General features: G+C 68.4%; 19 protein-coding genes. 11 read left to right on the top strand and 8 right to left on the bottom strand.

Annotated elements, in window-relative coordinates; translation table 11 throughout:
• Positions 1-47 precede the first annotated feature (47 nt).
• Positions 48-1,499 (bottom strand): helix-turn-helix transcriptional regulator, encoded by a 1,452-nt coding sequence (locus EZE58_RS13225; protein WP_040341569.1) that lies wholly within the window; start codon positions 1,497-1,499, stop codon positions 48-50.
• Positions 1,500-1,676: 177 nt separating this feature from the next.
• On the opposite strand from EZE58_RS13225, the gene aceA reads away from it, so the two are divergent.
• Both aceA and EZE58_RS13215 read left to right on the top strand, forming a co-directional pair.
• Positions 1,677-2,966, top strand: a complete 1,290-nt coding sequence (aceA, locus tag EZE58_RS13220; protein WP_009377464.1) for an isocitrate lyase — start codon at positions 1,677-1,679, stop codon at positions 2,964-2,966.
• A gap of 203 nt (positions 2,967-3,169) precedes the next feature.
• Positions 3,170-4,774: a malate synthase gene (locus EZE58_RS13215; RefSeq protein WP_009377462.1), complete on the top strand. Its 1,605-nt coding sequence runs from the start codon at positions 3,170-3,172 to the stop codon at positions 4,772-4,774.
• Between the two features lie 141 nt (positions 4,775-4,915).
• On the opposite strand, the gene EZE58_RS13210 is transcribed toward EZE58_RS13215, so the two are convergent.
• Positions 4,916-5,503 (bottom strand): DinB family protein, encoded by a 588-nt coding sequence (locus tag EZE58_RS13210; protein ID WP_009377461.1) that lies wholly within the window; start codon positions 5,501-5,503, stop codon positions 4,916-4,918.
• Positions 5,504-5,649: 146 nt separating this feature from the next.
• Between EZE58_RS13210 and EZE58_RS13205 the strand changes: the two genes are divergently transcribed.
• Both EZE58_RS13205 and EZE58_RS13200 read left to right on the top strand, forming a co-directional pair.
• Positions 5,650-6,618 carry a WYL domain-containing protein gene (locus tag EZE58_RS13205; protein ID WP_009377459.1) on the top strand — a complete coding sequence of 323 codons (969 nt, stop codon included), beginning with the start codon at positions 5,650-5,652 and terminating at the stop codon, positions 6,616-6,618.
• A gap of 43 nt (positions 6,619-6,661) precedes the next feature.
• Positions 6,662-7,051 carry a universal stress protein gene (locus EZE58_RS13200; RefSeq protein ID WP_009377457.1) on the top strand — a complete coding sequence of 130 codons (390 nt, stop codon included), beginning with the start codon at positions 6,662-6,664 and terminating at the stop codon, positions 7,049-7,051.
• A gap of 3 nt (positions 7,052-7,054) precedes the next feature.
• Here EZE58_RS13200 and EZE58_RS13195 read toward each other — a convergent pair whose 3' ends face one another.
• Positions 7,055-9,949, bottom strand: a complete 2,895-nt coding sequence (locus EZE58_RS13195) for an FAD-binding and (Fe-S)-binding domain-containing protein (protein WP_009377455.1) — start codon at positions 9,947-9,949, stop codon at positions 7,055-7,057.
• 353 nt (positions 9,950-10,302) lie between these two features.
• Between EZE58_RS13195 and EZE58_RS13190 the strand changes: the two genes are divergently transcribed.
• From EZE58_RS13190 to EZE58_RS13165, 6 genes are all read left to right on the top strand, one after another.
• Positions 10,303-10,497 carry a hypothetical protein gene (locus tag EZE58_RS13190; protein ID WP_009377453.1) on the top strand — a complete coding sequence of 65 codons (195 nt, stop codon included), beginning with the start codon at positions 10,303-10,305 and terminating at the stop codon, positions 10,495-10,497.
• Between the two features lie 394 nt (positions 10,498-10,891).
• Positions 10,892-11,911, top strand: a complete 1,020-nt coding sequence (locus EZE58_RS13185) for an inositol monophosphatase family protein (protein WP_009377451.1) — start codon at positions 10,892-10,894, stop codon at positions 11,909-11,911.
• Between the two features lie 172 nt (positions 11,912-12,083).
• Positions 12,084-13,073 carry an ABC transporter substrate-binding protein gene (locus tag EZE58_RS13180; RefSeq protein WP_009377443.1) on the top strand — a complete coding sequence of 330 codons (990 nt, stop codon included), beginning with the start codon at positions 12,084-12,086 and terminating at the stop codon, positions 13,071-13,073.
• 84 nt (positions 13,074-13,157) lie between these two features.
• Positions 13,158-14,240 carry an iron chelate uptake ABC transporter family permease subunit gene (locus EZE58_RS13175; RefSeq protein WP_009377439.1) on the top strand — a complete coding sequence of 361 codons (1,083 nt, stop codon included), beginning with the start codon at positions 13,158-13,160 and terminating at the stop codon, positions 14,238-14,240.
• Between the two features lies 1 nt (position 14,241).
• The gene (locus EZE58_RS13170) at positions 14,242-15,327 is read left to right on the top strand and encodes an iron chelate uptake ABC transporter family permease subunit (RefSeq protein ID WP_009377437.1); all 1,086 of its coding nucleotides are present in this window, start codon (positions 14,242-14,244) and stop codon (positions 15,325-15,327) included.
• Positions 15,324-16,079, top strand: coding sequence for an ATP-binding cassette domain-containing protein (locus EZE58_RS13165; RefSeq protein ID WP_009377435.1), 756 nt, complete (start codon positions 15,324-15,326; stop codon positions 16,077-16,079). The genes EZE58_RS13170 and EZE58_RS13165 overlap by 4 nt, the downstream gene beginning before the upstream one ends.
• A gap of 359 nt (positions 16,080-16,438) precedes the next feature.
• Here the strand turns inward: EZE58_RS13165 and EZE58_RS13160 are convergent, their stop codons facing one another.
• Together EZE58_RS13160 and EZE58_RS17600 are read right to left on the bottom strand one after the other, a co-directional pair.
• The gene (locus EZE58_RS13160; protein ID WP_009377432.1) at positions 16,439-16,939 is read right to left on the bottom strand and encodes a hypothetical protein; all 501 of its coding nucleotides are present in this window, start codon (positions 16,937-16,939) and stop codon (positions 16,439-16,441) included.
• Between the two features lie 9 nt (positions 16,940-16,948).
• Positions 16,949-17,881: a CPBP family glutamic-type intramembrane protease gene (locus EZE58_RS17600; RefSeq protein ID WP_009377429.1), complete on the bottom strand. Its 933-nt coding sequence runs from the start codon at positions 17,879-17,881 to the stop codon at positions 16,949-16,951.
• Positions 17,882-18,067: 186 nt separating this feature from the next.
• On the opposite strand from EZE58_RS17600, the gene EZE58_RS13150 reads away from it, so the two are divergent.
• On the top strand, positions 18,068-19,927 hold the full coding sequence (locus EZE58_RS13150; protein ID WP_009377428.1) for an amidohydrolase: 1,860 nt from the start codon (positions 18,068-18,070) through the stop codon (positions 19,925-19,927).
• Between the two features lie 215 nt (positions 19,928-20,142).
• Here EZE58_RS13150 and EZE58_RS13145 read toward each other — a convergent pair whose 3' ends face one another.
• Genes EZE58_RS13145 through EZE58_RS13135 form a run of 3 tightly spaced genes read right to left on the bottom strand, consistent with a single transcriptional unit; the run spans position 20,143 to position 22,114 of the window.
• Positions 20,143-20,985 carry an aminoglycoside phosphotransferase family protein gene (locus EZE58_RS13145; protein ID WP_081590987.1) on the bottom strand — a complete coding sequence of 281 codons (843 nt, stop codon included), beginning with the start codon at positions 20,983-20,985 and terminating at the stop codon, positions 20,143-20,145.
• The gene (locus EZE58_RS13140) at positions 20,982-21,470 is read right to left on the bottom strand and encodes a DUF1990 domain-containing protein (protein WP_167560706.1); all 489 of its coding nucleotides are present in this window, start codon (positions 21,468-21,470) and stop codon (positions 20,982-20,984) included. Before EZE58_RS13140 ends, EZE58_RS13145 begins: the two co-directional genes overlap by 4 nt.
• Positions 21,467-22,114 carry a TetR/AcrR family transcriptional regulator gene (locus EZE58_RS13135; protein WP_009377425.1) on the bottom strand — a complete coding sequence of 216 codons (648 nt, stop codon included), beginning with the start codon at positions 22,112-22,114 and terminating at the stop codon, positions 21,467-21,469. The genes EZE58_RS13140 and EZE58_RS13135 overlap by 4 nt, the downstream gene beginning before the upstream one ends.
• Between the last annotated feature and the right edge of the window lie 58 nt (positions 22,115-22,172).

The raw sequence follows: 22,172 nt of genomic DNA, 5'->3' as shown, positions 1-22,172 counted from the left end.
GTAGTGGCTGGTGGGAGGCCATTCAAGGATCGTCGCGGGGCGCGACCTCAGCCGGAGTGGCGCTCGAGGAACTCATAGACCTCGGTGTCGTCGACGCCGGGGACGGCGCCGGGCGGGACGGCAGCGAGGAGGGAGGCGTGCATCTTCGCCGAGGGCAGGGAGTTGTCCTCCCACTTCGCGGCGAGCTCCTCCGGGGCGGTGCGGCAGCACGAGGGGTCGGGACAGCGTGACTGCGAACGGATCGAGGATTCCCGGCCTTCGAACCATTTGACGTGGGCGAACGGCACGCCGACGCTGATCGCGTAGTCGCCTCCCGGCAGCACCCTAGCCGTGCACCAGTACGACCCCTGCGGGGTGTCGGTGTACTGGTAGTACGGGCTGAACCGGTCGGCGACCCGGAAGACCGTGCGCGAGGTGAACCGCTTGCACGCGAACTGCCCCTCGATGGCCCCGAGCGGGTCAGTGGGGAAGGGGAGCCCGTCGTTCGAGTACGCCTTGTGGATCGTGCCCGAGGCGTGGACCTTCATGAAGTGGACGGGCAGACCGAGGTGCTCGGTGGCGAGGTTGGTGAACCGGTGCGCGGCCATCTCGTAGCCGACGCCGAACATGTCGCGCAGGTACTCCACGGAGAGCTCCCGCTTCCGCTTCGCCTCGGTGAGGACGGGCACCGCCGCGCTCTCAGGCAGGAGGACGGCGGCGGCGAGGTAGTTCGCATCGACGCGCTGCTGGAGGAACTCGCGGAAGTCCTTCGGCGCCCCGTGCCCGAGGACGTGCGGGGCAAGGCTCGTGAGCAGGTGCGTGCGCGGGTCGAACGCGGCATCGGCGTTGGGCAGGTAGATGCGCCGATTCGCGGTGTCGGAGATCGACCGGGTCGAGCTCGGCAGGTCGGAGACGTAATGGAGGCTGAAGCCGAGCTTCTCCGCGATCGTCGCCGTCTCGCGCTGGGACACGGTCCCCGACTCGTAGCCGGCGAGGCTGAGCAGCTCGGCCGCCTGCTCCTCGAGGTCGGCGAAGTAGTTGTGCTTCTCGCGCATCGTCTCCCGCAGCTCACGGTTGGCTCGCCGTGCCTCCTCCGGGGTCGCCGCCCGCCTGGTCAGCACCTCGGCGAGCTGGCGCTGGAGGCCGACGATCGCCTCGAGCGCATCCTGCGGCAGCGACTTGATGCGCACCTGCGGCAGTCCGAGGGACGAGTACATCGGGGAGGCCTGATTCCGTTCGGCCTCGAGTTCGAGGCCCTGCCGACCGTCGACGGGAGTCGGGTCGAGAAGGTCCGCGACCTCGGTTCCCAGGGCCTCGGCGATCGCGGTGAGCAGGGTGACAGAAGTTTCCCTCTTGCCGTTCTCGATCGTTGAGATCTGCGAGGCCGCACGGCCCACCTTCTCCCCGAGCTCGGCGAGCGTCATCCCCGCCTGTTTGCGAAAGAATCGGATTCTTCTGCCGATGCTGAGGCTGTCGACGGACTGCTTCGACTCCGACTTTGAAGCTTGAACACTGGTCACAACCGCCTCCGAGGCGTCGATCCGGATGGTGCATTGCGAATGTGACCAGTATGACAGAACCGGGAAATTTCACCAATGGGAAGAACGCAGAATTTTCTCCTCACTTTTCTCTGTCGGAGGGCTTGCGCGCCCAGCAAGATGGATCACACGAACCTCGGAACGACACAGGAGAGAACCATGAACACCACGCCGAACGAACTGCACGACGTCGAAGCGATCCGCCGCGACTGGGCCACCAACCCCCGCTGGCAGGGAGTCGCCCGCGAGTACTCGCCGGAAGACGTCGTCAAGCTGCGCGGCTCGGTGATCGAGGAGCACACGCTGGCCCGCCGCGGAGCCGAGAAGCTCTGGGAGGAGATCCACGACCTCGACTTCGTCAACGCCCTCGGCGCGCTGACCGGCAACCAGGCCGTCCAGCAGGTCAAGGCCGGCCTCAAGGCCATCTACCTCTCCGGCTGGCAGGTCGCCGCCGACGCGAACCTCTCCGGCCACACCTACCCGGACCAGTCGATCTACCCGGCGAACTCGGTTCCCGCGGTCGTCCGCCGGATCAACAACGCGCTCATGCGCGCCGACCAGATCGAGCACGCCGAAGGCGTCAAGACCGTCGAGGACTGGATGGTCCCGATCGTCGCCGACGCGGAGGCCGGCTTCGGCGGTCCGCTCAACGCCTTCGAGCTCATGAAGGGCATGATCAACTCCGGCGCCGCCGGCGTCCACTGGGAGGATCAGCTCGCGAGCGAGAAGAAGTGCGGCCACCTCGGCGGCAAGGTCCTCATCCCGACCTCGCAGCACATCCGCACCCTCCAGTCGGCCCGTCTGGCCGCCGACGTCGAGAACGTCCCCTCGGTCATCATCGCCCGCACCGACGCCGATGCCGCGACGCTCATCACCACCGACGTCGACGAACGCGACCAGCCGTTCATCACCGGCGAGCGCACCGCTGAGGGCTACTACAAGGTCCGCAACGGACTCGAGGCCTGCATCGCCCGCGGCAACGCGTACGCTCCGTATTCGGACCTGCTGTGGATGGAGACCTCCCTGCCCGACCTCGAGGTCGCCAAGCAGTTCGCCGAGGCGATCCACGCCGAACACCCGGACCAGCTGCTCGCCTACAACTGCTCGCCGTCGTTCAACTGGAAGAAGCACCTCGACGACGACACGATCGCGAAGTTCCAGCGCGAGCTCGGAGCGATGGGCTACAAGTTCCAGTTCATCACGCTGGCCGGCTTCCACGCCCTCAACTACTCGATGTTCGACCTCGCCCACGGCTACGCCCGCGAGCAGATGAAGGCCTACGTCGACCTGCAGGAGCGCGAGTTCGCCGCCGAGGATCGCGGCTACACCGCGACCAAGCACCAGCGCGAGGTCGGCACCGGATACTTCGACCTCGTCTCGACCGCAGTCAACCCGGACGGATCGACCCTCGCCCTGTCCGGCTCGACCGAGGAAGCCCAGTTCCACTGAGCACCCGCCCCGCACCTGCCGGGCCCAGACGGCCCGGCAGGTGAGGACCCACCAGACTCGGCGCGGTTCGGCGATGTTTTCACGGGGTTTGCATCGTCGATCCGCGCCGGCACCTCCGCCCAGCACCCACCCCGACCAACCGCACCACTCCAGTTCCCACCAGCACGGTCCCACACAGCACTCGAATGAGTGAGGAGAAGACAATGTCCCGCATCACGATCAACGCACCTGAGGCACCCGGACACGGCACCGTTCTCTCGGCACAGGCGCTCGACTTCGTCGCGGGCCTCCACGAGAACTTCGCCGACCGCCTCGGCGGGCTCATGGCCAAGCGCGGCAGCCGTTCGGCGGAGATGAACGACGGCACCCTGCCCCGCTTCACCCCCGACTACGCCGCCGTCCGCGCCGACCGCACCTGGCAGGTCGCCGGCTCTCAGGACGCTCCGGGACTCGAGGACCGCCGGGTCGAACTCGCCGGCCCCGTCACCGAACCCGAGGTCGTCCGAGCGCTCAACTCCCAGGCCAAGGTCTGGATCGCCGACTTCGAGGACTCGACGAGCCCGACGTGGGCGAACATCCTCGGCGGACAGCACGCCCTCTACCTGGCCGTGCGCGACCAGCTGCCCGGCGTGAGCAACCGCAACCAGCCGACCATCGGCATGCGCCCCCGCGGCTGGCACCTGCCGGAGAAGCACCTCATGGTGACCGGCGACGACGGTGAGCAGACCCCGGCGATCGGCGCGCTCGTCGACTTCGGCCTCTACTTCTTCCACAACGCGAAGACGCTCATCGACTCCGGTTCGGGACCGTACTTCTACCTCCCCAAGCTCGAGTCCTCGCTCGAGGCCCGGCTGTGGAACCAGATCTTCGTCTGGGCGCAGGATGAGCTCGGCATCCCGCAGGGCACGATCCGCGCGACCGTGCACATCGAGACGATCGCCGCCGCGTTCCACATGGAGGAGATCCTCTGGGAGCTGCGCGACCACTGCGCCGGCCTCCAGGCCGCCGGCTGGGACTACCTGTTCTCGGTGGTGAAGAACCTCCGTCACTCGACGGAGTTCATCCTCCCCGACCGCGACCGTCTGACGAACTCCCTGCCCCTGATGAAGGCCTTCACCGACCGTCTCGTGTGGACCTGCCACCGCCGCGGCGCCCACGCGATCGGAACGATGACGAACCTCATGACCAGCCACCCCGACGAGGGCTTCGTCGCCGCCGAGTTCGCGCGGATGCGTGAGGACAAGGCGCGCGAGGCCTGGCAGGGCTTCGACGGCACGTGGGTCGCCGATCCCGGCCTCGTCCCGGCCGCACTCGCCGTCTACGACGCCGCCCTCGGTGAGAAGGCGCACCAGCTGGAGAACATGCGCCCCGACGTCCGCGTGTGCGCCGAGAACCTCCTCGACATCACCGGACTCGAGCCGGTCGTCACCGAGGAGGGCGTGCGGGTCAACATCCGCGTCGCCATCGGCTACCTCAACGAGTGGCTCGGCGGCAACGGCAACGTGGCGCTGGAGAACCTGCTCGAGGACGTCTCGACCGCGGAGATCTCCCGGTCGCAGATCTGGCAGTGGATCCACCACGAGGTCACGCTCGACAACGGCCAGCCGGTGACCCGGCAGCTCGTCGAGCGCTACCTCGGCGAGGAGCTCGCGCTCATGGAGCGCACCCCCGCTGACCACGTCACCGAGGCGGTCGAGATCTTCCGGGCCTCAGCGCTGACCGACGACTTCCCCGAGTTCCTCACGGTGCCCGCCTACACCGAGCACCTCGTCGACCGCGTGGCCAAGGCCGCGGTCAGCGCAGCCTGAGCGGACCGTCTCGGCGGGAGACGTCAGACGGCGAACGGCCTCGGCGGGGACCATCGATCCGCATCGGCACCCTGGACCTGTTCGGACTCGCACTGCACAGCGAGTCACGGCAGGACCGGGGTGCCGATGTGTGGGTTCGGCTCAGCCCTCGGGCGGCCACGGCAGCCCCTCGGCCTGGGCGTTGAGCTGGTACGAGACCGCGCCGTCGATCGATTCCCGGATGATGTCGGCGTGTCCGGCGTGCCGCGCGATCTCCGTGTTGAGGTGGGCGAGGATCCAGCGCACCGACATGTCGAAGTCCTTCGGCATCCACGGGTTGTTCACCGGGACCTTCGCGTCGAGGTCGATCCCGTCCGCCGCGGCCTGGGTGCGGGTGGCGGTGATCTCGGCGACGGCGCGGTCGAAGGCGGCGAGCACCTCGGCCAGGGTCAGATCCGGCAGGGTCGCGCCCTCGAAGGATCCTAAGAGCCCGAGTTCCTCACCGAACGCGGCGTAGTCCTCCTCGGTGGCGACGAGCGACGGGTCGCGGACCTGCTGCAGCCAGCCGTAGACGACGTGGGCTGAGTGGGCGAGCAGCCCGGCGATGCTCAGCGAACTCACTGTCGGGGTGCTGCGGGCCTGCTCGTCGGTGAGGCCTGCGGCGGTCAGTCGCAGCTGCTGGCACTGCTGTTCGAGGAAGCTCAGCTGGGCGTCGGTCTCGGTGGTCACGGGCGGGGCGAAGAAGGGCATGACGACTCCTGATGGTCGGGTCTGGCCTGGTGTGGGGTGAACGGCTCGGCGCGATCGGCGATGCGCTTGAAACCATCATCCGACCGATTGCGGACATATGATGTCCGCATGCACGACGACGTCGCCCGAGATTCGGCCAGGTGCGCATGAGCTCCGAATCCCGCCTCCTCTCCCTCCTCGCGCGGCTCGGGACCGGTCGGTCATTCACCGCGACCGACCTCGCCGCGGAGTTCGGCGTCACCGAACGGACGATCCGACGCGACATCGCGACCCTGCGCGAGCTCGGCTACACCGTCGATGCCGCCCCCGGAGTCGACGGCGGGTACCGGGCCGGCAGCCGGACCGTGCTGCCGCCCCTTCAACTCGAATCTGGGGAGGCCTTCGCGACCGCGCTCGGTCTATCACTCCTCGCCGGTGCGGGCCTCGGAAGTGCGGACACCGCCTCGGCGAGCGGGAAACTCGAGGCGATGCTCCCGGCCGCGGCCGCCTCCGCGGTGAGGGAGATCGGGACCGCGGTCACCGTCGCCCCCGGCAACGAGCCCGACGTCGACCATGCCGCGGTCGGGGCCATCGCCTCAGCGATCGCCGCCCGCCGTCGCATCACCTTCGCCTACGCGAAGCCGTGGACCGACGCCGCGCCGGCCGTCCGACGGGTCGAACCCGCCCAGCTCGTCGTGCTTGGCTCTCATTGGTACCTCTACGCGTGGGATCTCGACCGCAGCGACTGGCGGGTCTTCCGCCTCGACCGGCTGAGCGAGGTCCATGTGACGACGTTCGGCTTTCCGCTGCGACCTGCCCCCGACGCCGAGGCGGCCGTGCGTCGCGCGGTCACCGTCGCCGCGTACGAGCACACGATCGTCCTCGACATCGCGGCCACCCGGGCGGAGATCGAACCGTGGTTCTCCACCCGTGCCGCGACGATTGCCGAGGTCAGCGGTGGTGTGCGCGTGACGTTCGGGGTGCCAGACCTCGGCGCGGCGGCGATCTACACCGCAAACATCCCGTTCCCGTGCCGCGTCGTCGATCCGCCGGAGTTCGTCGCGGAGCTCTCAGTGATGCGCGGGCGGATCGAGGCGATCATGGCCGCAAGCGACACCGAGGTGTCCGGGAAGTGACCGGACGGTGAACGACAACGGGAGTCGTCCATATACTGATGCCATGACGATTCTCATCGGCTATCTCCCTGCCCCGGAAGGCGAGGCGGCGCTGCGCGCGGGATTCGCAGAGGCCGCGCTGCGCACGTGCGACGCCGTCGTGGTCAACTCACAGCGACGCGGTGCTAGCGGCACCCCGACCGAGATCGACAAGGACGACATCGATCGCATCGTCGCCCTCGGTGAGGAGGCGGGAGTCGCGGTCACCGTGCTCCAGCCCGACCATGAGGACGACGTCCCGGGAACCCTCAACGACCTCGCCGCCGAGCACGATGCCCAGCTCATCGTCATCGGCCTGCGGAAGCGCTCGGCGATCGGAAAGTTCATCCTCGGATCCCAGGCCCAGCGCATCCTCCTCGAAGCCGAAGTCCCCGTCCTCACCGCGAAGGCCTGAGACTCAGCGCCCCACCTCGAGACCGTGCCCCCACGCGAGGAGCTCGGCCAAGGAGACCCCGGCTGAGTCGCTGAGATCGGCGATCTGCGTCCTGCACGAATAGCCGTCGGCGAGGACGACGCGCATCCGTTCGTCGTCGTCCCGCTCTCGTTCGGCGCGTTCGCGGTCGGCGCGTTCGCGCTCGACGCGCAGTGCGGGCAGCAGCGCGAGTTCGGCCACGGCGACCGAGGTCTCGAAGTGACCGGCCTCGACCCCGAAGTTCCCCGCCAGCCCGCAGCACCCGCCGAGGAAGTCGGCGCTCGCTCCCGCCCGGGAGAGGAGCTCTCGGTCTGGGGCTGTCCCGAGCACCGCCGACTGATGGCAGTGCGGTTGGACGACCGCGTCGACGCCGGCGAGGTCGGGCAGTTCGGCACCGATCCCGAGGAGATATTCCGCGAGCGTCTGTACCCGCGACCCGACCCGCTCGGCCGCATCGCTCGCGAGCAGCTTCTGCGCATCGTCGGCCAGTGTCGCCAGGCACGAGGGTTCGACCCCGACGATCGGCGCATCCCCGGTCGCATCGAGGGCGGCGACCGTCTCGCCGAGGTGGCTGCGTGCGGCATCGAGCTGGCCGGTCGAGATGAGCGGCAGACCGCAGCACACCGTCTGCTCGACCACCCGCACCCGCACGCCCGCATGCTCGAGGACGGCGACCGCGGCCGCAAGGATCCTCGGCGCGAAGTGGTTCGACCACGAATCCGCGAAGAGGATGACCTCGCCGAGGCGGTCGGAGGCCCCAGCGCCCGCCTCGGCGCGGGATCGCCACCAGCTCCGGAACGTCGTCGTCGCGAACGTCGGAATCGACCGGCGGGGATCGATCCCCGCCAACCGCTTTCCCAGCGCACCGACCCCCGGCACCCGGGCGACCCGGTTGACCAGCTGCGCGACCGGGGTGAGAGCGTTCGCCAGCTGCGGGAGGAAGCCGAGCGCATAGTGCGAGGGAGGCCGCATCCGACCCCGATAGGACTGGTGGAGGACTTCGGCCTTGTATGTGGCCATATCCGTGCCCGTCGGGCACTCGCTGCCGCACGCCTTGCAGGACAGACAGAGGTCGAGCGCCTCGGCGACGGCGGGGGAGTCCCACTCGGTCGTGACCAGGTCACCGGAGACCATCTCCTGGAGCACCCGGGCGCGACCCCTCGTCGAGTGCAGCTCGTCCCTCGTGGCCTGGAACGACGGGCACATGATCCCACCGTTCGCCGCGGAATCCGCGCGGCATTTGCCGACCCCCGTGCACCGGTGGACGGCTGAGGCGAACCCGTCGGATTCGTCCGGATACGCCATTGCGAGCTGACCGGGCAGCCGATCGCGCCTGGGCAGCTCGGTCAGCCGGATCGAGGCGTCGAGGGGGTCGGGGTCGACGATGACCCCGGGCCCGAGAAGGTGGCGGGGATCGAAGAGCTCCTTGACCGCTCGGTTGAGGTCGATGACCTCGGGCGGGTAGAGCAGCGGCAGCAGCTCGGAGCGTGCGCGACCGTCGCCGTGCTCTCCCGAGACCGACCCGCCGTAGCCGGCGACGAGCTCGGTCGCCGCGACGAGGAATCGCCGCAGCACTGCCGGGCCGTCGGGATCCTCGAGGGGGAAGTCGACGCGCATGTGCAGGCATCCGTCACCGAAGTGCCCGTACGGGATCCCCCACAGCCCGTGCTCGTCGAGGAGGTCCATGAGATCCCGCAGATAGTCGCCGAGGTGCTCGACCGGAACCGCGGAATCCTCCCACCCGGCGTGGGCGTCGCGCCCGTCCGGGGTGCGTGAGACGAGCCCCGCACCGTCGGCGCGGATCGCCCACACCGCCGCTGCGGTCTCCGCGTCGACGACGGCGGAGTCGAGAGCACGGGACTCATCGATGAGACGCTGCGCCTCCTCGGCGAGGATCTCGGCATCGTCGCCGGTGAGTTCGACGACGAGCCAACCGGCGCCCTCAGGCAGAGCGGGAACGGCGTTCCCGCCCTTGGCCGCGATGACCCGGTCGAGCATCCGCGAATCGAGACCCTCGCACGCCGCGACGGGGAAATCGCGCAGCAGCGGAGCGTCGTGGGCGGCGGCGACCATGTCCGGATACCCGAGGACGACCGCGGCCGTATGGGCGGGCTCGGGTACGAGCCGCATCTTCGCGGCGAGCACGATGCCCCACGTGCCCTCGGACCCGGCGAAGGCACGACGGACGTCAAACCCGTTCTCCGGCAGCAGCGCCTCGAGACCGTAGCCGGAGACCTGACGGGAGAACGTGCCGAGATGGGTGCGGATCGTGCCCAGGTGCTCACCGATGAGTGCATGGAGGCGCGGGAACAGTTCCCGGGGATCCGCATCATCGAGGTCGACGACCGTGCCGTCGACGAGCATGATCCGCAGCGCGAGGATGTTCTCCCCCGTGCGTCCGTAGCCGAGCGCACGCGGACCGCAGGCGTTGTTGCCGATCATCCCTCCGATCGTGCACCGGGTGTGCGTCGACGGGTCGGGACCGAAGCGCAGACCGTGCTCCCGCGCTCGTGCCTGCAGGCTCGCATGGACGCATCCGGCTTCGACCCACGCGCTCTGCTCGACGGGGTCGAGGTCGAGCACCGTGTTCATGTGCCGAGAGAAGTCGAGGACGATCCCGGTGCCGACTGCGTTGCCTGCGATCGACGTCCCCGCACCACGGCAGGTGATCGGCACGCCGAGGCGGCGGGCGACCGAGAGCGCAGCCGCGACGTCGTCCTCGCCGCGGGGGAAGACGACAGCCTGGGGCACGAGACGGAAGAGGGAGGCATCCGAAGAGTAGGCGGCGCGGTCTGCGGTTTCTCCGGTGACATCGCCGACACCGGCGGCGGAGAGCTCGGCGACGAGTGCCTCGGCAGAGGCGGAGGATGGAGCGCTCATGGGAGCATTGTGCCACCGGTGCCGAGGCGGCGGCGCCCGAGTCCGTGCGGAACGAGCAATGCCCTTTTCGCAATCGGCATTGTCACGGTCGGATATTGTGCCGATGTGCGGAATTCGCACACCTCGTACTCAGATTAGGACCGAACCTTCCAGTATTCGGGAAAAATTGGCGTGACATAGGCGTCGTGGTATTTAATAGAAGTACATTTTCCTGTGGCGGTGTGCCACATGTGCAGGCAAGGAAAGAAACAATGTCACGTCGCGCTCGCGAATTAACAGTGGATCAGACAGCCCTGGTTGCGGCTGTGCGCAGAATTTCACGGCAGCGAACCAAGATCAACACGAACTACGTCATGTCCATCCTCCGCGCACGCGAGGAGGGAGCCACCTTCGGTGCCATCGCCGAGGCCGCAGGCACCTCCTCCCAGGCAGTGCAGGAGATCGTGCGCAGGCACGGGCGTGTGCAGCGCTCCGAGGGATCGGGCGACGCTGCTCGGAAGCAGCCCGAATCGGTCGGCGCCGAAGCGCCGGCAGCAGCCGCCGAGTGACGCAGTCGGGCAGGGTGACGGCGGGACGACCCGCCGTCGGCCTCCCCGTGTGCGTTGATGCGAGATGGGCGTAGTGCCCCGAGATCGTGAATTTTTATAGGGTAAGGCAAATTGTAGCCATTCCGGTTTATCGGACAATTCGACTGGTGTTTACACGGTAAGTTGTCGAATTCTTCAATAAACAATTCGGCTGGTCGTCTTGTCTTTTCCCGCTGGCAGGGATCCCTCATTTCACTGCGGTCGCAGCGGGCCCGCCCTGTGCGGAATCCGCACCCCTGCCGGGGTGGGAGACGAGCCCATGCCGAAACCTCAGCCCGACCCCTGCCGGGGCATCGGCCGGACCCTCGCTGGGACGCGAACCGGACTCGCGGATCGTGCGCGTTAGAGTGGCGGCATGAGCGCATCCACGCACCTGCCCGCCGACCTCGCCGCGGACCCTCTCGTCCGCATCGCCGCTGACCTGGCCGTCATCGCCTGGGAGCGGATGACGGCATGGCGGGCATCGCTCGGTGCCGATCTCGACGAGTCGGTCGTCGACACGAAGACCTCGCCGAACGACCTCGTCACCCTCGCCGACGCGCAGATCGAGGCGCTCGTGCGCGGGTACCTCAGCGCTGTGCGTCCCGGTGACGTCATGGTCGGCGAGGAGGGCGCCGAGGCGATCGACCCGGTGGAGTTCTTCGACCGCGATCTGCTGCGCCGCCTCGCCGCGTTCGATCCTGTCGCCGGGGCCCTCGCCGAGGTGACCGCGGGTGACGCCGAGGGCCGCTTCGAATGGCACGTCGACCCGATCGACGGCACCGTCAACTTCGTCCGCGGCATCGAGCACTTCGCCTTCTCCGTCGGCGTCCTCGACACAGCGACCGACGCCTGGGCAGTCGGACTCGTCGCCTCTCCCGGGCTCGGAGCCACATGGGTGGCCGGCCGGTCTCGGGGCGCCTACCGCGTCGAGGGTCGGCTCTTCGACCGGATGCCGGAGCCGGATCTCAGCGCCGCCGGTGCCCCCGCCGCCGGCGTGCCCGCCGCCGGTGCCCCCGCGGCCGACGGCGCACCCGGGGCGGCGACCCCGGCGACTCGGCTCTCGGGGGCGCCCGTCGGTCTCTCGGGACGGCTGCTCGCGACCGGATTCGCCTACCGGGGTGACAACCGTGGCCGACAGCTGGCCAAGCTGCCCGCTCTCATGGACGGCTATGACGACATCCGCCGCTGCGGGTCGGCCGCGCTCGATCTCTGCATGGTCGCCGAGGGAAGGGTCACGTGCTACGCCGAACGCGGGCTCGGCATCTACGACTACGCCGGCGGCGCGCTCGTCGCCGAGGAGGCCGGAGCCTTCGTCCATCGCGGGGGCAGTGACGGTCCGACGGCCGCGGCCGATTCGGCCGCAGAGCTCGCGCGCCTCATCGACACCATCTGAGGCCGGGGCCCGACCCGGTCGACCTGCGCCGATACTCGTTCGAGAGCCTCGGCGCGGGAACTGTGACAGGGATAACGCAAGACAGGCGTCGTCTATTTCTGAGAGATTAGGCTAAGCTAACTCACAGATGGCTCACATCTGCGTACCGATCGCCTCAAGGAAGTAGAACACGATGATCTCGACCCGCCTCCGCCTCGGCGCCGCCCTCGGTGTCCTGGCCCTGGCCCTGTCCGGCTGCTCCTCCGCGGAGTCCGAAGCCCAGGCCGACACCGCCGCCTCGAGCACGATCAAGGTCGAGGACAACAACGGCACGCAGACCGTGACGACCCCTCCGACCTCCGTCGTCGCCACGGACAACCGCACCTTCGAGACGCTCGACGCGTGGGGCATCAAGCTGAGCGCGGGCGCCCGCGGCCTCATGCCGCAGGGACTCTCCTACACGAGCGACGAATCGATCCCCGACCTCGGCACCCACCGTGAGCCCGACCTCGAGCAGGTCGCCGCCGCCAAGCCCGACCTCATCGTCAACGGGCAGCGCTTCGCTCAGTTCCACGACGACCTGCAGAAGCTCGCCCCCGAGGCCGTCGTCCTCGAGCTCGACCCGCGCGACGGCGAAGCCTTCGACGAGGAGCTGCGTCGTCAGACCACCGTCCTCGGTGAGGTCTTCGGCAAGCAGGACGAGGCGAAGAAGCTCGTCGAGGACTTCGATGCCTCGATCGACCGTGCCAAGGCCGCCTACAACGGCAGCGACAAGGCGATGGGCGTCATCACCACCGCCGGCGACATCGGCTACGTCGCCCCGTCCGTCGGCCGCACCGTCGGACCGGTCTTCGACATCCTCGACCTCGATCCGGCCCTCGAGGTCGAAGGCGGCAGCGAAGGCGACAAGGGCGACGACATCTCCGTCGAGGCGATCGCCGAGTCCCAGCCCGACCTCATGATCGTCATGGACCGTGACGCCTCCTTCACCGCCGACCGCCGGGAGAAGGGATCGGCTCCGGCCGCCGAGGTGCTCGAGAAGTCCGAAGCCCTCGAGGACGTTCCCGCGGTGAAGAACGACAAGATCGTCTACTTCCCCGAGGACACCTATCTCAACGAGGGCATCCAGACGTACACCGAGTTCTTCAACGGCTTCGCCGACAAGCTCGAAGCGCAGAAGTAAGCAGAACCGGGTGCGGGTGAGACCCGCACCGGAACCACCGCGGCGGCGCCCACGCGCCGCCGCGGTGCGAGCGGGAACGGCAGCATGACGAACTCAGGGACCACGGACGACCGGACGGCCGCCTCGGCGGACGACCGCCTCGGCGAGGACACGAAAGCGCCCCAGGACACGGACGGCACCGGCAGGACCGGCAGGACCGGTCGCCCGGCGACGAGTCGGGGACCGCTCTTCAGCTGGCAGCTGGGCCTCGCGACCCTCGCGGTGGCGGGCCTCCTCGTCGCCTCCCTGCTCACTGGGGTCTACGACATCTTCGGCGCCGCCGACGGGGCGGAGATGTTCCAGATCACCCGGGTCCCGCGGACCGTCGCGCTCGTCCTCGCCGGTGCGGCGATGGCGATGTGCGGGCTCGTCATGCAGCTGCTCACGCAGAACCGATTCGTCGAGCCGACGACGACGGGCACGACGGAATGGGCGGGCCTTGGACTCATGCTCACCGTCATCATCTACCCCGAGGCGACGATCGTGCAGCGGATGATCGGCGCGATCCTCGCCGCCTTCATCGGCACCCTCGTCTTCTTCCTCTTCCTCCGCCGCGTCTCGCTGAAGTCCTCGCTCATCGTCCCCATCGTCGGGATCATGCTCGGCGCCGTCGTCGGAGCGGTCTCGACCTTCATCGCTGTGTCCACGGACATGCTCCAGAGCCTCGGGATCTGGTTCGCCGGCAGCTTCACCTCGATCCTGCGCGGACAGTACGAGGTCCTCTGGATCGTCGCGATCGTCGTCGTCGCCGTGTTCATCACCGCCGACCGATTCACCGTTGCGGGCCTGGGCAAGGAGATCTCGACGAGCGTCGGACTCAAGTACAACCAGATCATCCTCATCGGCACCGTCCTCGTGGCCATCGCCACCGGCGTCGTCACCGTCGTCGTCGGCAACCTCCCCTTCCTCGGGCTCATCGTGCCCAACATCGTCTCGATGATGCGCGGCGACGACCTGCGCTCGAACCTGCCGTGGGTGTGCCTGCTCGGGATCGCGATCGTCACCGTCTGCGACCTCATCGGACGTCTCATCATCGCCCCCTTCGAGATCCCCGTCTCCCTCATCCTCGGCATCGTCGGGGCCGCCGTCTTCATCGTCCTGCTGCTGCGGCAGCGGAGGAGGAGCTGACATGCGCAGCATGGACACCGACGACCGCGGTGCGGAACCGCGCACCTCCGAGACCACCCCGGCAGCCGCCTCGGCGAGGACGACCGGACGCCATTCGGGGGCACTGACGACGGCTGCGGCCCGTCGACGGTACTGGACGATCATGGGCGTGCTGGCGGCGGCCGCGCTCGGGATCGCCTTCGGACTCCTCGCGTGGGACAACCCGCTGCCGATCACGGACGAAGGCTTCTGGCTCATCGCGGGCCTGCGCGGGCGCAGCCTCGTCGTCCTCGTCATCGTCGCCCTGTGCCAGGCGTTCGCGACGGTCGCGTTCCAGACGGTGACGAACAACCGGATCATCACGCCCTCGATCATGGGCTTCGAGTCGCTCTACGTCGCGATCCAGACGGCGACGATGTACTTCTTCGGGGTGACCGCACTCGTCGAGCTGCGCGGGGTGCTGCCCTTCACGATGCAGCTGGTCGCGATGATCGGGCTCTCGCTCGCCCTCTACGGCTGGCTGCTCTCGGGGAAGTACGCGAACGTCGAGGTCATGCTCCTCGTCGGCATCGTCATCGGCGGCGGACTCGGGGCGGTGGCGACGTTCATGCAGCGCACGCTCACCCCGAGCGAGTTCGACGTCCTCTCCGCGCGCCTCTTCGGCTCGATCGCGAACTCCGATGCGACCTACCTGCCGGTGGCGATCCCCCTCTGCCTCATCGCATGTGCGGCCATCTACCTGTCCGCGCCGCGGCTCAACGTGCTCGCGCTCGGCAAGGACGTGACCGGCAACCTCGGGCTCAGCCACAGGGCCGCGACGATCACAATCCTCTTCTTCGTCTCGATCCTCATGGCGGTGTCGGTGTCGATGATCGGGCCGATGATCTTCCTCGGCTTCCTCGTCGCGATGCTCTCCTACCAGTTCTCCGACACCTACGACCATCGGTACGTGCTGCCGATGGCGGGCCTGCTCGGGTTCGTCATCCTCGGCGGGGCGTACTTCATCCTCAAGAACATCTTCTACGCCGAAGGCGTGGTCTCCATCATCATCGAAGTCATCGGCGGAGGCGTGTTCCTCTTCGTCATCATGCGGAAGGGTCGACTGTGATCACACTCGGCGACGTGGCCAAGAACTACAGCGAGACCGTGCAGATCGGTCCCGTCGACGTGACGATCCACGCCGGCGGGGTGACCGCCCTCGTCGGACCCAACGGGGCGGGGAAGTCGACGCTGCTGACGATGATCGGGCGCCTGCTCGACATCGATTCCGGGGCGATCGAGATCGCCGGATACGACGTCGCCTCGACGAAGTCGAAGGACCTCGCGAAGATCGTCTCCATCCTCCGCCAGGAGAACCACTTCATCACTCGGCTGACGATCCGCCAGCTCGTCGGCTTCGGCCGCTTCCCCTACTCGAAGGGGCGTCTGACGACGGCCGATGAGGAGATCATCTCCCGAGCGATCGACTTCCTCGAACTCGGGGAGCTCGAGAACCGGTTCATCGACGAGCTCTCCGGCGGCCAGCGGCAGCGCGCCTACGTCGCGATGGTGCTCGCCCAGGACACCGACTACGTCCTCCTCGACGAGCCGCTCAACAACCTCGACATGAAGCACTCCGTGCAGATGATGCAGCACCTGCGCCGAGCCGCGACCGAGATGGGGCGCACGATCGTCATCGTCATCCACGACATCAACTTCGCCGGCCACTACGCCGACCACATCTGCGCGGTGAAGAACGGGAAGGTCGCCGAGTTCGGCACCCCCGAGGAGATCATGACCGCCGAGGTGCTCACCCGGGTCTTCGACACCCCCGTCGACGTCGTCGACGGCCCCCGCGGCCGCCTCGCCGTCTACTACTGAGGGATGGTGGCCTGAGCGGTGGTGATCGTCCGCTGCTGAGCGGCGCCGCCCTGCAGGCTGGCACCACCCGCGTTTGTGGTCAATAAACCGAGGGTTTCAGGCCGAATCGGCGATTTTCCCTCGGTTCTTCGACCACAACTCGCTGCAGCGCCGCAGTGCTTCTGAAGAACGTTGCAGCCCGCCCGCTGCTTGGGGATGCTGCCGCTCTCCTGCTGCTGAAGTTCACCGCAGCCCGCGCTCGTGGCTGGAGGGTTCCCCGCGCGCGTTAGTGGTCGAAGAACCGAGGGTTTCAGGCCGAATCGGCGCTATTTCCTCGGTTCTTCGACCACAAACTCGCCGCGACCCGGCCCAAGAGCCCCTCAGCGGTCAATGGAACCGGGGGAGGCCGCCTCGGCGGGGATGCGGATCCACTTGCGTGCTCCGACGACGATGAGGGCGATGAGGCCGAGGATGAGCAGCCCGTCGGCGGCGATGTAGACGAGATGCATGGCCGATCCGCCGTCGTCGATGCCGGCGAGCACGGCGTCCGTGCGCTGGTTGAGCAGGGGTCGGACGAATGCGACCTTGAGGATGAGCACGCCGATGATTCCGCTGGTGAGACCGCGGAAGAGCGGTCCGACTCCGTCCTTGAGGATCGCCCAGAGGAGGATGACGGCGATGACGATCTCGACCCAGTTCATCGCCGTGAACACGAGGCGGCCGATGCCCAGTCCCAGGGGGATCGTGATGCCAGGAGCCTGGAACTTCAGCGGCGCCTCGATCAGCGAGATGCCGATGATGAGACCGAGCCACACCGCCGGGAGGATGAGCCGCGCCGAGGCGGCGAGCCGGGAGTCCTGGGAGCCGAGAGCGTTGACCATGCCTGAATTCTACGCCTCGTAGAAGTCGCGTGCGCGGCCGGCACCGCCTCGGCGACGGTAGAGGAGGATGCCGAGCACGATCGCTCCGAGGGCGAAGAACGGGGTCGAGGCGATGTCGGGAAACGAGAGGTTCGCGGTGTCGCCGACATCGCGGAGGCCGAGCCCGCGCTGGTCGACGGCGAAGAAGACGACGTTGTACCCGCCGTGGACGCCGATCGCACCCCACAGATGGCGCTGCCAGACGACGAGCAGTCCCGCGAAGATCGCATAGGAGAGGACGAAGGCGCCGTAGAGCGGGGTGAAGCCGGGGTTGCCGACGTGGATTGCGAGGAAGAAGAGCGCCTGGAGGACGACGGCGGGGCCGAGTCCGATCCACCACGAGGTCCCGCGCAGGAGCAGGCCGCGGGCGACAACCTCCTCGCCGGCGCCCTGGGCGATGTAGGTGACGAGGTAGAGCACGGCGACGACGGCGAGGACGATCCCGGAGGGGAGGGTGGCCGGCTCGGCCGGGTGCACCCATCCGCCGCTCCAGGCGATCGCTGTGCCGCCGGCGCTCACAGCCGCACCGACGAGCAGGCCGATGACCGCGGATCCCCAGCGCGGGCGGGTGAGCCCGATCGCCTTCAAACCGACTCCGAGCCGCCGCCGGAGGTAGATCGCGATGATCCCGACGGTGGCGACGATCGCGACGAGGTAGCCGAGGGCGCGACCCGATCCGTCTGGGAGGGTCCACGGCTGGGTGTCGGTGATGCCGAGCGCGAGGAGCGGGAGGATGCCGATGGCGTTGAACGCGAAGCCGAACACCGAGAGGAGGCCGGCGATGACGAGGATCTCGACGACTCCGATGACTCGGCGGGTCGGGCGGGCATCGCGGGCTCCGGTGGGGACGGGGAGGCCGTGGCCAGGGGAATCTGCGGGGGAGGGGTGCTGGGAAGCGGGCATGCCACCATTGTCCTGAGTCATCGTTTGCAACCACAACTGACGGGTCGGCCGGGAGGTCGGAACGCGTATCTGGGTCGGGCCGGTGGTGCGGTCGGACCGGGCCTCTGTACCGTGCCGACGAGGCAGTCGGAACGCGGCTCGCGGCAGGGTCGACAGAGCGGTGGAATCGCGCCTTAGACTGGGCGGATGCGCCTGTTCTCCCATGCCGTCGTGCGTTCATTCGCGCCCGACGACGACCCCTCCGCGACCCCGCCCGACGCGATCCTCGTCGACGGGGAGACGATCGTCGCCGTAGGCACCCGCGATGACCTCCTCGACATCGCCGCCGCGCAGACGTCGTCGACGGCGGCGCTCGCCTCGGCGGGCGGGGTCGGGGCTACCGCGGTCATCCCGGGAGCCGCCGTCGAGGAGATCGACTGCGGGGGCCGGGTCATCCTCCCCGGCCTCGTCGACGCCCACATGCATTCGGTCGCGTACGCGGATTCGCTGACGAATCTCGATCTCTCCGGTTCCCGCTCCCTCGCCGAGGCGGTCGCCGCCATCCGCGAACGTGCCCAGACGCTGCCGGTGGGCAGCTGGGTCGTCGGCGCCGGCTGGGACCTCAACCGCTGGGACGACCCGCGCTACCCCGACCGGCAGCTGCTCGACCGCGAGGTCCCCGACCACCCGGTCGCGATGTGGTCGATCGACCTGCACACGGTGTGGGCGAACGGCAGCGCGCTCGAGATCGCCGGCATCGACGACGACACCCCTGACCCGTCCGGCGGGGAGATCGTCCGCGGACCCGACGGCGTGGCCACTGGTCTGATCAGGGAGGATGCCGCGGATCTGCTCATGCGCTACATCCCGGAACCGACGCGGGAGGAGCGGGCCGAACGGCTCGAGGCGACCCAGCGGCTCTTCCTCTCGCTCGGACTCACCGGCATCCACGACTTCGACGGAATCGCCTCGACGCTGGGGTGGAACGATCTGCGGGAGGCCGGTCGGCAGGATCTGCGGGTGACGAAGTTCCTCCGCCAGCCCGAGGTGCCGTGGGCGATCGAGACCGGGTGGGTGACCGGCGGCGGGGACGACTGGCTGCAACGCGGTGGGGTCAAGCTCTTCGCCGACGGTGCGCTCGGCTCGCACACGAGCCACATGTCCTCGCCCTATCCCGAACCGGAGCCGGCGGGCGTCGGCGTCCACGGGGCCGAGGTGCGCGAGGCCGCGGCCGAGGCGTCGGTCGGAACCGAAGACGGCGGCCCTGCGCTGCCGGTTGCCGAGTCCCACCTCAACTACGGTATCGCGCAGATGAGCGAGGATGAGCTCTTCGAGCAGGCGCGGATCGCGACCGAGGCGGGGATCTCCGTGGCGATCCACGCGATCGGCGATCAGGCCAACCACCACGTGCTCAATGTGTTCGAGCGGCTGCGACCGACCACACTGGCGGTCGAGGAGAAGACCGGGCGGCGTCTGTGCCACCGCATCGAGCACGCCCAGTTCATACAGCCCGAGGACGTCGCGCGCTTCGCCGAGTTCGACGTCACCGCCTCGATGCAGCCTCGGCACTGCATCTCCGACCTCCATCTCCTCCACCTCGTCGACGAGTCCGCTCAGCTCGCCGCCTACGCGTGGCCGGATCTCGTGCACGCGGGTGCGCAGGTGATCTTCGGCTCGGACGGGCCGGTCGAGCATGCGAACCCGTTCGCGGCGATCTACGCGGCGATGACGAGGGCCGACATCTCCGGGGATGCGAGCACGAGCTTCCAGCCGTGGCGTCGGCTCTCGGCGGTCGAGGCGCTGCGACTGCACACGCACGCCCCTTCGGTGGCCGCCGGTCTCGGTGATCGACGCGGGTATCTGGCGCCGGGCATGGACGCGGACTTCATCGTCGTCGACGTCGACCCGTTCGTCGCCGAAGGGCTCACCGACGCCGAGGCGGAGGCCGGGCCGGAGGGTCTGCTCGGCTACGAGTCCGAGGAGGCGCTCTTCGCCCACGCCGAGGCGATCCGCGATGCGCGGGTGTTCCTCACGGTCGTCGGCGGCGAGATCAAGCACTCGGTGTAGTGGCGGGAGGCGATGTCCTGTTCGTTGCTCGGGCAGGCAGCCCGTCTGACTGCCGAAACGAGTCGCATTCCGCCCGACCAGTCGGAGAATGAACCGACCGATCGGGCGGAAAGTGACTCAAAAGCAGGCGTCCGGCCCAGATCGACGCGACATCGAGCGGATACGTTAACGAGTATTGGCGTGCCGAACGGCTGCTCCGAGGGATGCGCTGGTTCTCAGAGGGTTGCGTTCCATGCATCGAGGCGATGGCGGAGGTCGCGCTCGGTCATATCGGTGCGACCTATCCCGTGGTAGTTGGGCAGCCAGGTCTCGACGCGCTCGTGCGCGCTGGCCGCGGCTTGGACGTCCCAAGGTCGGATGTCGCCGACGGTGCGACCGAGTCCTCGTTCGTACTCGTTGAGGAAGACTTCCGGTGCCGAGGTGGACCCGAGGAGCACGAGATCCTGACGGCACCACGCGAGATCGATGCCGCGAGGACCCTGTCGGGCACCTGCCCAGTCGACGACACCGGTGAGTCGCCGCCCTGACCAGAGCGCGTTGCCCGACCAGAAGTCGAAATGGGTAAGCACCGGGTCTTCGAGATCGAGGGAGTTCCATTCGTCCTGCGCGCGTTGTGCCAGGCGAGAGGTCCCTGTGGGCGGCGCGGCCGGAGCTGCGGGTAGTCCTTCACCGCTCAGTGCGTGAATCCGAATCAGAGCAGCGGCCATCTCACGGGCGATGGTGTCGGTGGGCAGTGTTGGATCGGGAGCCCCTCCCGGTACGACGGTCGTGACCACGAGCGGGTGGTCCAACGACGCGTCGGCCGCGATGAGCCGCGGAACGAACTCACCCAATGAGGAGAGTCGGGAAAGGACGCCGGTCTCGCGCTGGGCCGCATCATCCCCGTTGGGGAAGCTGCGGACGATGAAGTCGGTCGTGCCGTCGGAGGCGCGAACCGTGGTCGCATGCTGTCCGCCGGATAGGACTGACTTGAGAGTGAGGTGGCGTCCGAGCAAGCGTGATGCCGAATTCACCGCCTCGTCAGGAGACCATCCTGACTCTGCCGGAGGAGACGTCATTGGTCCCCGTGCTGCGCGAGCAGGCGTTCGAGACCGGCAGCGTAGCGGGCGGCCATCATCTTCTGCGCCGCAACGGACAGGGGAGCGGCCGCCTTGAGCAGGGGATGTCCCGGCAGCGAGCGGGAGGTGATCGAGACGACGAGCCGATCGTCATCGTCGATGGAGACGAGGAACGTCTGCACACCCGACTCCAGATGCCCAGGCCGCGTGCGGTAGACGAAGCCAGCCTGCCGGTCGGTGTCGATGACATCGACGACGATGCACGAACCGACCGGGATGACGAGGTCCTCACCGCGCTGCCGCAGCGGCGGAGCCGGCCACCGCGGATTGAGCCAGAGGTCGACGACCATTCCCGGCCGCACCCGACGCTGCGGGCGAGCGATGACGCCGGCGCCCTCCTGCAGCTGCCATGTGAGGATCGCTTCGCTGGCCAGCGGGAACAGCTCGGCCGGCCCGATGTCGCGGACGTGCTCGAGGTGGTTCATTGCGATCCCTTCGAAGCAGTGCGCGGCCAGGTGCCGCCGCCGGCAGAACCGGCACCCTGTCCGGCGGCGTGACGGCAGATCTCCCCATACCGTGATGCAACGCCCTCGGGATCGAGCTCACCGTCGGGCCGATACCACTGCGCCACTCCCGTGCAGATCGTCGTGATCGCTCGCGCGGCGTCCCGCGGGTACGGCGTTGAGAACACGTCGGCGTCGACGCATGCGACGACGCAGTCATCGAGAAGCTTCTGCTGCCGGTCCCTGGCCGCGATGTGCGAGTCGCGTGCCTCGGTCGGGAGGCTGCGGATCTCGCTGAACGCGATGAAGGCGATGTCGGCCTGGTGCGCGTGGAAGAGGAGGAGGCACTCGACGAGGCGGTCGAACCGGGGCAGAGGTTCCTGCGGGCCGTCCGCGAGCGCCGCGGTGCTCCGCTCCCAGAGATCGGCCATGGCCAACCGGTCGATCTCGGTGAGGATCGCCTGCTTCGACGCGAAGTGGTGGTAGAGGCCGGGAACCGAGAGTCCGGCCGCCTGGGCGACCTGGCGGATCGACGTGCCGTGGAACCCGCCGCGGACGAAGCAGTCGAGAGCAGCCCGCAGCAGCGGGGGGAGGAGGGGAGTGTCGTACGTTCTCCACGGTGCCACGGCGTCATCCTTGTCTCGTGCCGGCAGGGGGATTCCGCCGACGGGCGTGCTTGGGCAG

It is taken from the genome of Brevibacterium sp. LS14 (genome assembly GCF_012027885.1).
Classification (GTDB): domain Bacteria; phylum Actinomycetota; class Actinomycetes; order Actinomycetales; family Brevibacteriaceae; genus Brevibacterium; species Brevibacterium casei.
Note: the sequence above shows the minus strand (reverse complement) of the source record. Positions and strands in the feature narration are given on the sequence as shown.

Bases quoted from the DNA above. Each gene is read 5' to 3' on its own strand.
- EZE58_RS13170 (WP_009377437.1), top strand. From the start codon at position 14,242: ATGCGCAGCATGGACACCGACGACCGCGGTGCGGAACCGCGCACCTCC.
- EZE58_RS13195 (WP_009377455.1), bottom strand. From the start codon at position 9,949: ATGAGCGCTCCATCCTCCGCCTCTGCCGAGGCACTCGTCGCCGAGCTC.
- EZE58_RS13160 (WP_009377432.1), bottom strand. From the start codon at position 16,939: ATGGTCAACGCTCTCGGCTCCCAGGACTCCCGGCTCGCCGCCTCGGCG.
- EZE58_RS13190 (WP_009377453.1), top strand. From the start codon at position 10,303: ATGTCCATCCTCCGCGCACGCGAGGAGGGAGCCACCTTCGGTGCCATC.
- EZE58_RS13215 (WP_009377462.1), top strand. From the start codon at position 3,170: ATGTCCCGCATCACGATCAACGCACCTGAGGCACCCGGACACGGCACC.
- EZE58_RS13150 (WP_009377428.1), top strand. From the start codon at position 18,068: ATGCGCCTGTTCTCCCATGCCGTCGTGCGTTCATTCGCGCCCGACGAC.
- EZE58_RS13140 (WP_167560706.1), bottom strand. From the start codon at position 21,470: ATGAACCACCTCGAGCACGTCCGCGACATCGGGCCGGCCGAGCTGTTC.
- EZE58_RS13210 (WP_009377461.1), bottom strand. From the start codon at position 5,503: ATGCCCTTCTTCGCCCCGCCCGTGACCACCGAGACCGACGCCCAGCTG.
- EZE58_RS13145 (WP_081590987.1), bottom strand. From the start codon at position 20,985: ATGACGTCTCCTCCGGCAGAGTCAGGATGGTCTCCTGACGAGGCGGTG.
- EZE58_RS13175 (WP_009377439.1), top strand. From the start codon at position 13,158: ATGACGAACTCAGGGACCACGGACGACCGGACGGCCGCCTCGGCGGAC.
- EZE58_RS13200 (WP_009377457.1), top strand. From the start codon at position 6,662: ATGACGATTCTCATCGGCTATCTCCCTGCCCCGGAAGGCGAGGCGGCG.
- aceA (WP_009377464.1), top strand. From the start codon at position 1,677: ATGAACACCACGCCGAACGAACTGCACGACGTCGAAGCGATCCGCCGC.
- EZE58_RS13205 (WP_009377459.1), top strand. From the start codon at position 5,650: ATGAGCTCCGAATCCCGCCTCCTCTCCCTCCTCGCGCGGCTCGGGACC.
- EZE58_RS13185 (WP_009377451.1), top strand. From the start codon at position 10,892: ATGAGCGCATCCACGCACCTGCCCGCCGACCTCGCCGCGGACCCTCTC.
- EZE58_RS13180 (WP_009377443.1), top strand. From the start codon at position 12,084: ATGATCTCGACCCGCCTCCGCCTCGGCGCCGCCCTCGGTGTCCTGGCC.
- EZE58_RS17600 (WP_009377429.1), bottom strand. From the start codon at position 17,881: ATGCCCGCTTCCCAGCACCCCTCCCCCGCAGATTCCCCTGGCCACGGC.